This is a genomic window from Streptomyces sp. NPDC051582 (genome assembly GCF_040681715.1).
Classification (GTDB): Bacteria; Actinomycetota; Actinomycetes; order Streptomycetales; family Streptomycetaceae; genus Streptomyces.
The window spans coordinates 18,791-33,224 of record NZ_JBFAZJ010000006.1 but is presented as its reverse complement, the minus strand read 5'-3'; the positions used below and the strand labels follow the sequence as shown (position 1 = coordinate 33,224).

The following is a 14,434-nucleotide window of genomic DNA, read 5'->3' as shown; positions in this document are numbered from 1 at the left end:
CCGCTCAGCCGCCGTCGGTGGGCAGCCAACAACCGTGCAGGCCGAGCGGGACCCGGACGGGGACGCGGGCGCGCGCCACCGGACCGGAGGCCGGATCCTCGGCGGGGACGACCAGGAACCAGCTCGACCCGTCGGTGCGGTCGGTGGCGAAGGTGAGCCAGTGGCCGCGCTCCTCGGAGTCGGCACCGGGCTCGGGAGCGAACACCGGTTCCCCGACCGACAGGTCCCCGGCCTCCCAGACCCTCGCGTCCCCCGTCCGCCCGTCATGGAAGCGCACCGCGTCGTACTCGCCCGGCAGCAGGTCCGTCCGTCCGGTCGAGGTGGCCAGGGCGGTGTGCCGGTGGCGCCGGCCGATGAGGCGGTCGTCGATGCGCGGGAACTCCACCCGGGCGTCGTCCAGCAGGGTACGGGTCATGGTGCCCGCCGCGGGGTCGATGCGCGCCCGTGTCAGACCGCCGCTGGCGGGGTCCTGCGCCTGCCCCGGCGAGCCGCCGACGGTCAGCCGGCTCCACTGCACGTAGTCGAGGACCACCGGGGCGTCCGCGCCGGGGCCGTCGTCGTAGGCGTTCACGGTGTGCCACAGCCAGAACGCCTCGTCGGCCGCCCAGCGCGGCGGCCCGCCGTCGCGGGGGATCAGGACCACGCGGGTGCCCCGCTCGGGCCGCCAGGCCAGGAACGAGCCGCCCGCCATGGCCGCGTCCAGGTCGAAGAAGGCGGGCGCGAGGACCAGGACGGCGTAGCGGCCGGTCAGGGCCATGTCGTGGATCATCATCGGCTCGTCCACGCCGTCGACGGTGGTGGGACCGCGCGTGACGGCGCCGTCGCGACCGATCACCGACCAGGTCAGGTACGGCGGCTCCAGGCCGTAGCAGAACACGACCATCTCGCCCGTGACCGGGTCCGTCTTGGGGTGGGCGGTGATCCCCGCGGGCAGAGTCCCGCCGAAGTCCTCGCGGCCCAGGGTCTCCAGCCCGGCGCCGATCCGGTACGGGCAGGCCGACTCGGCGAGGGCCAGCAGCCGGCCGCCGTGCCGTACGACGTTGATGTCGGGCAGGTCCCGGAAAGTGCCCGCGAGCTCCGGCCCGACCTGCTCGGCATCCGGCACGATCATCGATTCCAGGCCTCCCCACAAGGCCCGCCCGGCCCGTTCCTCGGCTTCCAGGGCCGGGGTGCGCACGAAGCGGTTGCGGTAGCGGGCACGGCCTTGCGAGAGCCACACCCCGTGCAGCATGCCGTCGCCGTCGATGGGGTACAGGTACGAGCCGATCGGCGTGAAGCGGGGATTGGGCCCGTTGCGCAGGTACAGGCCGTCCAGCGCCGCCGGGATCTCGCCCGTCACCTCCAGTTCGGCGACGTCGACCTCCTCGGTCACCGGCGCGAACGAGCCCAGGAGGTGGGGGACGCGGGTGGGATCGAAACGGGGCGGCGTGTGCGTGTTCACGGAACCTCCCGGAGCGTGGTGCGACACCTTCCGGCACCTTCCAGTGAAACGCCCGGCGGACGCCGCCGCCATGCGCCCGGGCGGCCACCCGGACCTGGGAACGGCGAGGCCCCGCACCTTCGCCGAAGGTGCGGGGCCATGGGGGGGCCTACCGGCGCGGAGCCGGCATGGTCACCAGGTGCCGGGCAGGGCCTGCCAGCTCCGGAGGCTGTTCTCGAAACCGCCGTCCGGGCGGCTCTTGAACGTGAAGGTGCTGGAGGCGCCGCTCGCGTAGTTGTACACGATGGCGATGTCCTCCCGGCCGTCACCGTCGGTGTCGCCCGAGACCGGCAGGGAGGCGCTCGTGCCGTACCAGTTCCCCTCCGGCGTGTCCCAGCTGCGGACGTTCTCGCCGACCGTGCCGTCGGCCTTGCCGAGCAGGGTGTCCAGCGAGGCGTGGCCGTCACCGTGGTCGTACATCAGGGCGACGTCGGCGCGCTTGTCGCCGTTGTAGTCGCCAACGGTGATCTTCGTCTGCGCGTACTCCCAGACCCCGGCGGGCTTCGCCCAGTGCTTCACCGGGGCGGCGAAGCCGCCGTTCGGCTGGGCGAGTCCGGTGAACAGGGCCGTGCCGTAGGAGGCGTAGCCGTACATGGCCAGGAAATCGTCCCGGCCGTCGCCGTTCATGTCCCCGACGCGGAAGGTGGCGTAGTCGAGCCACCACTTGCCGGTGCCCGTGCGCCAGCTCGCGACGGAGGCGTTGAAGGTGTTGTCGCCCTTGGACGTCCACGTGTGGGCGCCCATGTCGCCGTTGCCGTAGTCCTGGATCAGGGCGAGGTCGGCCCGCTTGTCGCCGTTGAAGTCACCGGCCAGGGGCTGGGACTTGGCCCAGGTGTACACGCCCTTGGCGACGGTGATGCTCTTCACCGGGGTGAAGGTGCCCGTGGAGTTGGAGACGAAGTTCCACAGCGCGGTGCTGCCGTCCTCGTATCCGTACCAGGCGCCGATGTCGGCCCGGCCGTCGCCGTTGAAGTCGCCCGCGACCCACTTGGCCTGGGTGGCGGAGAAACTGCCCTTGGCGCTGGTCCAGCGGACGGTCGGCTCCGAGAAGCCGCCGCTGGGCAGGCCGTCGAAGACCCACAGCGCGGTGGTGCCGTCGCCGTAGTCGTACGCGGTGGCCAGGTCGCTGCGGCCGTCGCCGTTGAAGTCGCCCGACAAGTCGGTCCGCAGGTGCGCGGTCCGGTCGGCGGGCAGGTGTTCGACGGTGCTGCCGGTGGTGCGGTTGTGGCGGATGTAGCCCTTCTCGAAGTCCTCCCGGGGGCCGCCCGCGACCTCGTACTCGTCGGAGGTGGGGTAGCCGAGGGTGCTCTTCTCGCCGCCCAGCGCGATCCACTTCTTGCGGATCGAACCGAACACCGACCAGGCGCCGTTGGTCCTGGTCCAGTAGACGGAGCCGGTGTCGGCGGAGTCGGTGCGCTTGCGGAAGTGGTTGAAGCGGGCCACGCTGCCGTCGCCCACGTTCGTCTCGTCCGTGATCGGGTAGCCGAGGAAACTGGCCGGGCCGCCGAGCGAGGCGTACTTGTCGAAGACCGCTCCGTGGACGGACCAGGCGCCCGTCTCGGGGGACCAGTAGATGCCGCCCTTGCCGCCCGCGGTGGAGGAGAAGGTGGAGTTGTAGCCCGCCCCGTCGAAGTTCTTGGCCTCGTCGGAGACGGGGTAGCCCATGATGGACTTCTCGGCGCCCATGCTGAGCCACTTGGCCCGGATGGCGCCCCACACGACCCAGGCACCGCTGCTGGGGTGCCAGTAGATGGAGCCGTTGTCGCTGGTCGCGCCCACGCCGCGGATGTTCACGTACCGGCCCACCCCGTCGGCGGGGACGAGGACGTCGGTCGTCGGGTAGCCGAGAGCCGTGCCGCCCTTGGCCAGGAACTTGGACAGGATCGGACCGCACAGCGTGTGCGTGCCGGTGGCCGTCGAGGTGAAGGCCTGGCACTCGGACCACGAGGTGCCGCCGAGGACCAGCGGACGGCCCGCCGCGAAGGCGGAGCCGGCGGACGCGGCCCGGCCCGGGAACTCGGTGATCCGGCCGTCGCCGCCGCGGGACCACAGGTCCGCGAAGCCGTCGGTCTCGAAGTCGCCGTTGCTGGACAGGTGCGGGTACGCGGCGCCGGTGAATCCGGTGGCGATCTCGCTCGCGCGGGCGGAAGGCTCACCGAAGACCGCGAGGTCGGCGGTGGTGGCCGCGCCGGGCTCCGTGGTGCGGCGGCTGGTGTACTGGTGGATCTTGCCGGTGACGGTGTCACGGGCCCAGACCTCGGGCAGCTGGTCGCCGTTGAGGTCGCCGGGCGCCATGATCGTCATGTTCTTCCAGTCGGCGTTGCCGAGCGCGACGGGCTCGCCGAACATGTCCAGGAAGCCGACCGGGGAACCGAGGTACAGCCACAGCTGGTCGCCGGACTTGACCAGCAGGTCGGGCTGGTCGTTGTCGTCGGTGCGGCCGTCGCCGTTGTCGTCGTTGACGCTGCCGATGGAGACGACCTGGTCGGCATGGGCCCAGTGGTCGTTCGCGTCGGGATCGGCGACCTGGAGTTCCTGGCGGTTGGCGTCGGCGTTCTCCAGATCACCGTCGCCCTTGTTCGGGTAGACGTACAGGTTCTTGCGCGAACCGTCGGGGCCGGGCCTCAGGACGACGAGGTCCTCGTAGTAGTCCTCGTTCCAGCTGCCGCGGTGCGCCACCGAGGTGGCATCGGCGAAGGATCCCTGGTCGAGCTGGCGGGACAGGTCGAAGGTGCCGTCGCCCTTGCCCGGGTGCATCCACAGGGTGCCGGCGCCGGGATCGACGCTCCAGATGTCGACCGTGCCGTCGCCGTTGAGGTCGCCGTGCTTGTCACGGGTGGCCAGGCGCTTGGCGTAGAAGAGGTATTCCTTCAGGTTCGACCGGTTGCCGGAGGCGTCCAGGCTGCGGACGAAGAGCCGCTGCGGACCGGCAGTGGTCGGCATGTACTTGACGTCGACCGAGCCGCCCTGGGTGGTCGGCGCGATCTTGTTGACCTTGGGGTTGGAGTCGGTCCACCACTCGAAGGCGGTGACGTCCTTGACGCCGTTGGCGCCCAGGGTGAAGACGCCCTCGGTGCGGGCGAAGCCCGTCTTCTCGGGGTCCTCCTCGTTCTCGGGGAACTGGACGGACTTCACGGACGGGGTCTTGTCCGGCCTGGTGCGGTCGATCGTGAAGGTGCACTGGCCCGCCCAGGGACCGGGAGCACCGACCTTGTCCAGCGCCCGGACGTCCCAGCGGTAGGTGCCGTCGAGCCCGGTCGCGGGGATCGGCAGCTGGGCCACATTGCCGTTGGTGACGTTCCTTTCGACCTTGGTGGGGGTCGAGGCGCCGTCCTTCCAGTAGTGGAACTCGGCCCAGAGACCGACGTCCTCCTTGTCCTTGTCCTTCACTCGGGCCCGCAGGACGACCTGGTCGGTCGTTCCGATGGTGCCGCCGGTGCAGGGGACGGAGGGGTCGGTGGACCGCTCGGTCACCTTGTCCGGGGTGGTGTTGAAGGTGACCGAGATCCGGGCGCTGTTCGGGTCGAGCTTGCGCCAGGAGACGTCGACGGTGTCCTTGGCCGCCTTCAGACCGAACGTCCAGTTGCCCCAGTGCTTCTGAGCGGCCATCGCCACGGCCGACTTCACGTTCAGCTCGATCAGGTCGCCGTCACCGGGGCAGTTGCGCCCGCCGTAGGACTGGCCGGTCGCGTCGACCATCCGGACCCAGCTCGGCTGGTTGTTCCAGGTGGTGGACTTGGAGATGGTGCCGGTGTCCCAGACCTGGATGTCACCGGACTTGCAGCTCCAGGAGCCGGCCGACTTCTGCTTGATGCGCAGGGTCGATTCGATGATCTGCTTGTCCCAGTAGTCGGTCATGCCGACCTGGAAGAACGTCTTGGCGCAGATCACCGCGTTGCCGTTGGCGGCGTCCTTGGCACAGCCGACGCGGGCGTCCTTGCTGAGCGTGCCGCCGTTCCAGTAGTTGGTGTTCGGCGAGGACGGGAACGCGTTGTGCTTGTACGCGATCGTCCAGGCCTGCTTCCAGGCGTCCCAGGTCGGGTCGATGACGACCGGATACGTGGTGTCCGGAGCCCCCAGCAGGCTCTGGTCCGGGGTCAGCGTCAGCGTGGACCCGGAGAGCCGGATGCCGAGGTCGGCCTGCTTGGCGCCGGTGGTGACGCCCTCGACAGGGGCGGCGGGAGCCGCCGGGGCCGCGGCCGCGGGCGCCTCGGCGGCGGCCGAGCGCAGCGCCTTCGCCGAGGGGGTCGCCGGGGCGGCGGCCTCGGGGGCCTGGGCCGGGGGCTGGGCCTGGCCCTGGGTCTGGCCCTGGGTCTGGCCCTGGGTCTGGGGCTCGGCGGTCTTCTGCCCGCCCGCGTCCCACATCTGCGGCTTCGCCGAGCCGAACACGGTCTGGCCGTTCGGGTCCAGCGCGCGCAGTTGGCCGTCGGACTCGGCGCGCAGGGTCAGCCCCTTGGCCTTGAGGCCGAAGTCGAGCTGCGCGAGGGCCGGATTGGACGCCGCCTCGCGTGACTTGACGATCAGGGCGTGGGAGAAGCTGTCGACGGTCGCGCTGACGCGCAGATCGACTCCGGGGAGGACCTCGGGGTAGACGGCGCTGTCGCCCTCCAGCTTCGGCTGGGGGAGCGGCTTGGGCCAGGACAGGGACACATCACGGCCGTTTTCAGACATCACCGCCAGCGGAGTCTCGCCGCCGCCGGAGAAGGTCAGTCCCATTGCCGTTGCTTTAGGTGCGATGCGCCCGTCGCGGCCGCGCTCCAGCGTGGTGTCGACCGGTATCAGCTTTCCACCCTTGCGGACCCGTACGGGTACCAGGGCGCGATTGGCCGTCTTGGTCCCGTCGGGGTTGGCCCACACCTCGTCGGTCTCGGTGCGCCCGCTCACGATCTCGACCGGCTTGCCGGTCCGCCGCGCCTCGGCGGCCGCCCTTTCGGCGTCGGTCCGGGCGGTGGGCGTCTCGTTTCGGGCGGCCGCGTCGCGGGCACCGGCCGCGACGGCGGCGGGTGCCGTGGCCAGCAGGCCGGCAGTCAGGGCCACGGTGGTGACCAGCGCCGATGCCCGCAGGCGTGGCTGGCCGATGGCGCGTCGCCGCGCCAGGGGTGGTCTCACAGGTGTTCCTTGAAGTCGTCCCGCGCGCTCCGGGAACCCGTTCCCGCGCGCGGATGGCTCGAATCGGACCGGCTGAGCTTCTCACGTGAGATGCGCCGAAAATAAAGCGGAAGAGGAAATTCCTGTTCCATGTACTTCCTGTCCGCCTTTGCCCGTTCTTGATGTGCTCAAAAGGTCAAGAGGAACCTGCGGCAGCGGCAATCATAAATGTGACGCACTCCTCGCTGTTACTTTTTTAGCCGCTGCAGAAACGGCGTGTAGATTGCTTTCGCGCCTGACTATTCGCGGAATCCACTTTGCCAAATCATAATTCGTACGGTAAGGGAAGGTGGCGCAGACGCCCGCTCGCCCGGTCGATACGGGCCCTTGTCGTCGGCCTGCTCGTCACAGGACTCGGCGCCCCACCCGCCAAGTCGCGGTCGGCCTGCACGACCGCGCCCGGGCCGACCGGGCCGGCACGCGTACTGCGTGGTGGCGGGCAGACCCCGGTCTTCGTCCACACCTGCGCGCGGGCCTCGGCGAGACGGGTCTCTCCCGCGCCGCCGACCCGGTCGGCCACCTCCACCCGGAGTACCCGGCCCAGGACTGTCTGGCGGAGGCTCGACGAGGGGGCCCCTCCTCGCCCTGACCGACGGACCACACGAGGCCCTGCCGCGGCCTCACCACCGCGGCAGGGCCTTTCCGTTGACGCCGAGCCGGGAGCGGCAGACTTCAGCACCCCCCAGCCCGATGCCCCGGCGCAGGGGCGTCCGGTGGCCGTACGTATGATCTTCGCTCCCTCCCCTGAGTGAAGGTCGAAGAATCAACGATGACACTCCGTAAGGCCCCTAGTGGGTATGCCGGTTGGATCGCCGTCGCAGTCGCGGTGGTCCTCTCGGTTCCGGCGTTCGGCTCCCCCGCCCAGGCGGCCCCCGGAGACCCGGCGACCGCTTCCTCCTTCAACCTCAAGTCCGGACCCGACCTGAGCCGCCCCGTGGCCGACCTGAGAGCGGCCTTGCCCACGCAGGGCGTTCAGGAACTGCTCGACCAGGGCAACCGCGTCGCGAAGACGGGCGCCTCCTGCACCACGGACCCGTTCGGCTCGGGCGACGACGGCAAGGCCCTGGCACCTGCCGCGAAGCTCTGCTGGGATCCCGGTGACTCCGCCACCGAGGAATGGGTGCCCCAGGGCATGACCGGCGTCTCGGACGCCCAGAGCGACGAGCTGTGGGGCACCCGCAAGCCGCTGGTCACCGCCTGGTACGACAAGGCCGGCGGCAAAGGCGTGCGGCTGTCGTTCCTCGACCCGCAGACCGCGATACCCGGCGACCCCGACGGTCGGCGCTATCGTCACGTCCTGCTGGTGGAGCCGTACTACAACAGCTACGGCCACGTCTCCTACAAGGCGGTCGACGTCCACGCCGGCGGCATCGCCTGGTACAAGAACTACCTCTACGTCGCCGACACGATGAACGGCCTGCGGGTCTTCGACATGCGTTCCATCCTGGACCTCAACCCGGACCAGAACGCCTCGGTGGACGACACCACGCTGGACGGTCTGAAGAGCAACGTCCGGGACGAAACCCAGATCGGCCGGCGGAACAACGTCTACTACGGCTACACGTACCGGTACGTGATGCCGCAGGTGGCGTCCTACAAGTTCGTCAGCGCCCAGGGCAACTCCTCCGCCGGGACCTGCGTCGCCACCGGAGCGCCGAAGGCGTCGTACATCTCCGTCGACCGCAGCGCCACCGCCGCTCCGGCTCTGATCATGGGGGAGTACTGCGACTCCGACGAGACGCACCCCGAGAAGGGCCGGGTCGGCGCCCTGCCGATCGACGACGGCACCGGCCTGCTGAAGTCGGCCAACGGAGTGGTCGGCGCGACGGGCGCTTTCCACCTTCCCCGCGACCTCACCCAGGGCGCGGCACGCTACGAGGGCACGTACTACTTCAACCGCAGCTGGACCACCCACAGCGGCAGCCTGCGCAGGGCGACCGTCTCCGGCGGCCGTCTGGTGGACTACGGCGCCAACATCACCAACGCGGTCGGCCCCGAGGACCTGTACTTCGAGCACGGCCAGAGCGTGCCGGGCGGCGGTACGCAGTACCTCTGGTCGCTGACCGAACACCGTATGGACACCGCGGACCCCACCTGCACGGACCCCGGCTCCCCGTGCGGCCGGGTGATCTACGCGCACCGGGTGAGCGACATCCTGGCCCGGCCCTGACGAGCTCGTGAACGTGGTCTCGCCGGGCGCGGCCCTCATCGTCGGACGAGGGCCAGCCGGTGGTTCATCTCGTTGAGGAAGCGGACGACCACGGCCAGTTCGGCGTCACTGAAACCGGCGCGCGCGGCGTCCGTGCCGTGGGCCAGCGGCCGGAAGTACTCCCGTGCCACCTGCCGGGCCCGCTCCTCGTAGTGCAGATGGACCACCCGCCGGTCGTCCGCCGCCCGGACCCGGCGGATGTGCCCGCTCTTCTCCAGCCGGTCCAGGCAGGCGGTCATCGCGCCGGAGGTGAGGTTCATCCGCTTCCTCAGCCGACCGGGCGTCATCGGCCCCGCGGCGTCGTCGCTGTCCGCGTCCAGTACGGCGATCAGTGCCTGGACGTCGGTGAGGTGGAGTCCCTGTGACTCGGCGAACTCCTGCGCGATGCGGTTGAACTCCGCGTTCATGCGGCGCAGCAAAACGGCGAAGGACTGCAACCCAATGGGATCGTCCGCCGGAAGTGGGGGTGTGCGGCCGTCGGTGTTCTCACGCATGGCTTCAGCATAAGATATCTTGATCGTTGACATTCTTTGCCGTTGACCTACCTTGGGATCCGCAATGAGGAAGACGCCACGCTGGGCCTTCTGGGCCGTGCCGGTTCTGCTCCTGCTCGTCTGGCTCGGCGTGGGCGCGACCCTCGGTCCCTACGCCGGCCGGCTGGGCGAGGTGGCCACCAACGCCCAGGCGGCCTTCCTGCCGCGCAGCGCCGAGTCGACGCGGGTGGTCGATGCCCGCAAGCCGTTCGAGGCCTCGGCCTCCGTCCCGGCCGTCCTCGTGTGGACGGCCGACGGAGAAAGGGTGACCGGTGCGCAGCGGGAGGCGGCCACGCGGTCGGTGGGCGCCCTCGCCGGCCGGCCCGGGATCGCCCAGGCGCCCTCCCCGGCGATCCCCTCCGAAGACGGTCTGGCCGTCCAGGCCGTGGTACCCCTCGCACCCGATCTCGGCAAGCAACTCCCTGCCGTGCTCGACGAGGTACGCCGAGCGGCGGGGCAGGTGCCGGGCACCACGCTGCAGATCGCCGGCCCCGCCGCGGCCCAGGCGGACCTCCTTGACGCCTTCGGTGGCATCGACGGCCTGCTGCTCGGGGTCGCGCTCGGGGCCGTCCTGCTGATCCTGCTGCTCGTCTACCGCAGCGTCCTGCTGCCCCTGGTGATCATCTTCAGTGCCGTCCTCGCCCTCGGCCTCGCCTGCGCGGTGGTGTACGCGCTGGCCGACCGGGGAGCGGTCCGCGTGGACGGCCAGGTCCAGGGAATCCTGTCGATCCTCGTGATCGGCGCCGCGACCGACTACGCCCTGCTCCTCGCGGCCCGCTTCCGCGAGGAGCTCGCCGCCCGGGGCGATCGAGGAGCGGCCGCCCTGGCCGCCGTGCGCCGGTCGGCGGGCGCCGTCACCGCCAGCGCGGCGACCGTGGCCCTCGGCCTCCTCGCCCTGCTCGCCAGCGACCTCACCAACAACCGGGCCCTCGGGCCGGTCGGTGCGATCGGCATCGCCTGCGCGGCACTGAGCGCCCTGACGTTCCTGCCCGCCGCTCTGCTCCTGCTCGGCCGGGCGGCCTACTGGCCCGCCACCCCCAAACCGGCCGACGCCACCGAAGACGGCCACGCGGTGTGGCGCCGCATCGCCGGCCTGATCGACCGCTCACCGCGGCGCGTATGGGCCTCCTCCGCCCTGCTGCTGCTGATCCTGGCCGCGTTCTCGCCCGGCCTGTCGTCCAAGGGCGTCCCGCTCGACGAGATCTTCGTCAACGACGCTCCCTCGGTCGGCGCGCAGCAGACCCTGGCCCGGCACTTCCCCGGCGGCTCCGGCAACCCGGCCGTCATCATCACCGACGCCGCCCGGGCGGCGGACGTACGGACGGCGGCCGAGGGGACGGACGGGGTCGCCTCGGTCACCGCCGTCACGGCAGGTGGCCGGCCGGGTGCCGGGGAGCCGCTCGTCGTCGACGGAAGGACCCGCCTGGACGCCACGCTCGACGCGGCGGCCGACAGCGACGCAGCGAAGGGGACGGTCCAGCGGCTGCGGGAGAGGGTGCACGCGGTCGCGGGCGCTGACGCGCTCGTCGGCGGCTATACGGCCCAGCAGTTCGACACCCAGCAGACCGCGGCCCGCGACCGCACCGTCATCGTGCCGATCGTCCTCGGCATCATCCTGCTGATCCTGGTGGCGCTGCTGCGTTCCGTGGTCGTGCCGGTCCTGCTCGTGGCCACGGTCGCCCTCAACTTCCTGGCGACACTGGGGGTGTCCGCGCTGATCTTCGAGCACCTGCTGGGCTTCAGCGGCACGGACGCCTCCGTACCCCTGTACGGGTTCGTGTTCCTCGTCGCCCTCGGAGTCGACTACAACATCTTCCTCATGTCGCGCGTGCGCGAGGAATCCCTCACCCACGGCACCAGGGAGGGGGTGCTGCGCGGACTGGTCACCACGGGAGGCGTGATCACCTCCGCCGGCGTGGTGCTCGCGGCGACCTTCGCCGCGCTGATGGTGATCCCGCTGGCCTTCCTCGTCCAGATCGCCTTCATCGTCGCCTTCGGCGTCCTGCTGGACACCCTCGTCGTACGGTCCCTGCTCGTGCCGGCCCTGGTCATCGACTGCGGCCCGCGCGTGTGGTGGCCCAGCGCCCTGGCCCGAACCGCCCCGGGTACCGGGCTGCGGGCCGCGTCCGTACCGCAGGACCGCTGACGAGACGGGAGCGCGCGCCCGGCGCCGCAGCGGCCGGAATCCCTCGGACTACCAGACCAGTTCGGCGTGGACGGACTTGCCGTCGGGGTGGGGAACCACGCGGACCCGGCGGGCCAGGTTCCCGACGAGGGGCCACCCGCGGCCGCCGGTGCGGTCGGGAGTGCGCGCATGCGGGAGGGCGGGGCTGGTGTCCCGCACGCTGATGCCGACCCCGTGGGGAAGCAGGCCGAGTTCCAGGGTGAGCGGCCCGGGGGCGTGTCGAACGGCGTTGGTCACCAGTTCGGAGACCACCAGCAGGACGTCGTCGTGGAAGGTAGGGCCGGCGTGCGGGGCGTGATCGCGGAGCACGGCGACGGCGGCAGCCCGTGCCCGGGCGATGGTGCCCGGCGCACCGTCGAACTCCACGCGCACTCCGGCAGCAGGTGCGTCGTGCGCAGTGGCCGGCGGGAGTTCCATGCCCACTCTCTTTCGACTGAGTGCCTCACGACCCGGGCGTCTCACCGCTACCGCTGTTCCGGGACCCGTCGCGTTGCCGGGGCCCCGGTCGCCCGGCGTGCCCAATGCAGCAGGGTACCCAGCCCTTTCACGACTTTTTCGGGTTCGTGGTTCCCGCCGTCCCGCGCTTTTGCCTCGGTCTGCCCGTACGTGCGGCGATCCGTTGGAGGGAACGGGTTCACTTCTAGTGCAGATTCACTAGTCTTGTCTGGTGCCCATTACCCAGGTTGGGGGTTGCCGCATGAGAGAAGACGCAAGGTGACCCCGCCGTTTCAGGTCGGCGCCATGCCCGAAGCGCACGCGCACGGCCTCCGACTCGTCGGCGCACTGGACTTGGACGGTACTGCGCAGCTGCGTGCCGCCTTCGCAGCCTGCTTCGCCCAGGGTTGCGACCGTGTCGTACTCGACCTGCGGGACCTGTTCTTCTGCGACTGCTCGGGACTCAACGCACTGGTGGAGGCCAAGGCCACAGCGGATAGGATCGGCACCGAGTTGCGCGTGGAGGGCGCCCGTGCGCAAGTGGCGCGACTGTTCGCTCTCACCGGCGTCGACGAACTGTTCGCCGACAGGGTGCCGCGCATACCCCCGAGGACTGTCTGATGGCCACGACACCGCATGCCACACCCGACAGCGTGCAGTGCGGCGCCGACGGGAAGATCACCATCCTGCTCGTCGAGGACCACGACATGGTGGCCGAGGCGATCCGGCTCGCCTTCGACCGCACCGACGACCTGGACGTGGTCGGCCGCAGCCTGTCCGTGAAGGACGCGCTGGCCGACGCCGCCCGGCTGCGCCCGGCCGTGGTGGTGCTTGACCGGCGGCTGCCCGACGGCGACGGCATCGCGGCCATCACCCCGCTCAAGGCCGCCGCCCCCGGCACGCGGGTTCTCGTACTGACCGGCGAGGGGAGCCCGGCGATGGCCGCACTGGTCGCCGAGGCCGGTGGCTCGGGCCTCATCCTCAAGGCCGGCAACCTGGCCGAACTCCAGGACGGCGTACGCCTGGTGGCGGCGGGTGACGCGGCCTTCAGCAACGGTCTGCTCGGTGGAGCGCTGGAGCGGCTGACGGGCCGAACCGCCGGCCCGGGCGCCGCCCTCACCCCGCGCGAGCGCGAGACCCTCGGCCTGCTGGGCGACGGCCTGGGCGCCGCCGAGATCAGCCGCCGGCTCGGCGTCGCCCTCAACACCGCCAGGAACCACGTCCAGCGGGTCCTGGAGAAACTCGGCGCCCGCTCCCAGCTGGAGGCGGTCGCCGTGGCCCGTCGCGAGGGCCTCCTCCCGTGAGCGTGAACACGTCCGCCGGGCAGAGCGGCGCCCTCGGCCCGACCGAGACGGCATTCACCCTGCTGGTCACGAGCGTCGTCGACTACGGCATCTTCATGCTCGATCCCCGAGGTCACGTATCCACCTGGAACGCCGGAGCCGAACGGATCAAGGGCTACCGCGCCGCGGACATCATCGGCCAGCACTTCTCCGTCTTCTACCCGCCCGAGGACATCGCTTCCCGCAAACCCCACCTGGAGCTGGAAGCGGCCATCGCCGACGGTCGTTTGGAGGACGAGGGCTGGCGCATCCGCAAGGACGGCTCCCGCTTCTGGGCCAACGTGGTGATCACCCCCCTCTTCGACGGGAGCGGCGAACTGCGCGGCTTCGGCAAGGTCACCCGGGACATGACCGAACGCCGCGCCGCGGAGCAGGCGCTCACCGAACGCCGCCGCCTGTTCACCCATCTGGTGGAGGCGCAGGAGCTGGAACGCCGCCGCATCGCCTGGGACGTGCACGACGACACCATCCAGGCCATGGTCGCCGTCGGCATGCGGCTCCAGCTCCTCGCCGACCAGGTCGGCGAGCCCCACGCGCACGACCTCTCCCGACTCGACGCGTCAGTACGGGAAGCGGTGGGCCGCCTGCGCAACCTGACCTTCCGGCTCCAGCCACCGGGCATAGACCGGCACGGCCTCGCCGAGTCCCTGGCCCAGCACCTCAACGACGTGGTGGCCGAAGACTGGGGCCTCACCCCGTTGCTGGAACACGACCTTGCGGGCGAACCGGCCCCCGCGACCGCGATCACGGTGTTCCGCATCGTGCAGGAGGCGCTGCTCAACGTGCGCAAGCACGCCCAGGCCCGCACCGTACGGGTCAGCGTCACCAACGAGGATCGGGGCCTGCTGGTCCGGGTGGCCGACGACGGCAACGGGCACCCCGCCGCCTCCCACAGATTGCACGAACACTTCGGACTGATGGAGATGCGCGAGCGGGCCGAGACCGCGGGCGGCTGGTGGACGCTGCGCAGCGAGCCCGGCACCGGCACCACCGTGGAATTCTGGGTTCCCGACCTGCCGTCCGGCGCGCTGGACGAACCGCTGCCCGGCACACCGCTCGGCAGCGTCGTCCCGCAGACGCCCTCCCAGGGGGCTTCGTGAC

At 70.9% G+C, this 14,434-nt stretch carries 9 protein-coding genes; 5 read left to right on the top strand and 4 right to left on the bottom strand.

Annotated features, from left to right (window positions below; all coding sequences use genetic code 11):
* Positions 1–4 precede the first annotated feature (4 nt).
* Together AB0M92_RS10430 and AB0M92_RS10425 are read right to left on the bottom strand one after the other, a co-directional pair.
* Positions 5–1,441 carry a carotenoid oxygenase family protein gene (locus AB0M92_RS10430; RefSeq protein WP_366101691.1) on the bottom strand — a complete coding sequence of 479 codons (1,437 nt, stop codon included), beginning with the start codon at positions 1,439–1,441 and terminating at the stop codon, positions 5–7.
* A gap of 171 nt (positions 1,442–1,612) precedes the next feature.
* Positions 1,613–6,589: an FG-GAP-like repeat-containing protein gene (locus AB0M92_RS10425; RefSeq protein ID WP_366101690.1), complete on the bottom strand. Its 4,977-nt coding sequence runs from the start codon at positions 6,587–6,589 to the stop codon at positions 1,613–1,615.
* 865 nt (positions 6,590–7,454) lie between these two features.
* Here AB0M92_RS10425 and AB0M92_RS10420 point away from each other — a divergent pair.
* Positions 7,455–8,798: a hypothetical protein gene (locus AB0M92_RS10420; RefSeq protein ID WP_366101689.1), complete on the top strand. Its 1,344-nt coding sequence runs from the start codon at positions 7,455–7,457 to the stop codon at positions 8,796–8,798.
* Positions 8,799–8,833: 35 nt separating this feature from the next.
* On the opposite strand, the gene AB0M92_RS10415 is transcribed toward AB0M92_RS10420, so the two are convergent.
* Positions 8,834–9,331: a MarR family transcriptional regulator gene (locus AB0M92_RS10415; RefSeq protein WP_366101688.1), complete on the bottom strand. Its 498-nt coding sequence runs from the start codon at positions 9,329–9,331 to the stop codon at positions 8,834–8,836.
* A 64-nt stretch (positions 9,332–9,395) separates the two neighbouring features.
* Between AB0M92_RS10415 and AB0M92_RS10410 the strand changes: the two genes are divergently transcribed.
* Positions 9,396–11,516: an MMPL family transporter gene (locus AB0M92_RS10410; RefSeq protein WP_366101687.1), complete on the top strand. Its 2,121-nt coding sequence runs from the start codon at positions 9,396–9,398 to the stop codon at positions 11,514–11,516.
* Positions 11,517–11,564: 48 nt separating this feature from the next.
* On the opposite strand, the gene AB0M92_RS10405 is transcribed toward AB0M92_RS10410, so the two are convergent.
* Positions 11,565–11,972: an ATP-binding protein gene (locus tag AB0M92_RS10405; RefSeq protein WP_366101686.1), complete on the bottom strand. Its 408-nt coding sequence runs from the start codon at positions 11,970–11,972 to the stop codon at positions 11,565–11,567.
* Positions 11,973–12,269: 297 nt separating this feature from the next.
* Between AB0M92_RS10405 and AB0M92_RS10400 the strand changes: the two genes are divergently transcribed.
* The 3 genes from AB0M92_RS10400 to AB0M92_RS10390 are packed head-to-tail and all read left to right on the top strand — an operon-like array spanning position 12,270 to position 14,433.
* Complete coding sequence (locus AB0M92_RS10400) at positions 12,270–12,611, top strand: STAS domain-containing protein (protein ID WP_366101685.1); 342 nt, start codon at positions 12,270–12,272, stop codon at positions 12,609–12,611.
* Positions 12,611–13,294 carry a response regulator transcription factor gene (locus AB0M92_RS10395; RefSeq protein WP_366101684.1) on the top strand — a complete coding sequence of 228 codons (684 nt, stop codon included), beginning with the start codon at positions 12,611–12,613 and terminating at the stop codon, positions 13,292–13,294. Before AB0M92_RS10400 ends, AB0M92_RS10395 begins: the two co-directional genes overlap by 1 nt.
* Entirely contained in the window at positions 13,291–14,433 is a 1,143-nt protein-coding gene (locus AB0M92_RS10390) for a PAS domain S-box protein (RefSeq protein WP_366101683.1), read from the top strand. Before AB0M92_RS10395 ends, AB0M92_RS10390 begins: the two co-directional genes overlap by 4 nt.
* Position 14,434: the final 1 nt, after the last annotated feature.

Coding starts and splice junctions, on each gene's coding strand:
- AB0M92_RS10395 (WP_366101684.1), top strand. CDS start 12,611: ATGGCCACGACACCGCATGCCACACCCGACAGCGTGCAGTGCGGCGCC.
- AB0M92_RS10415 (WP_366101688.1), bottom strand. CDS start 9,331: ATGCGTGAGAACACCGACGGCCGCACACCCCCACTTCCGGCGGACGAT.
- AB0M92_RS10405 (WP_366101686.1), bottom strand. CDS start 11,972: ATGGAACTCCCGCCGGCCACTGCGCACGACGCACCTGCTGCCGGAGTG.
- AB0M92_RS10410 (WP_366101687.1), top strand. CDS start 9,396: ATGAGGAAGACGCCACGCTGGGCCTTCTGGGCCGTGCCGGTTCTGCTC.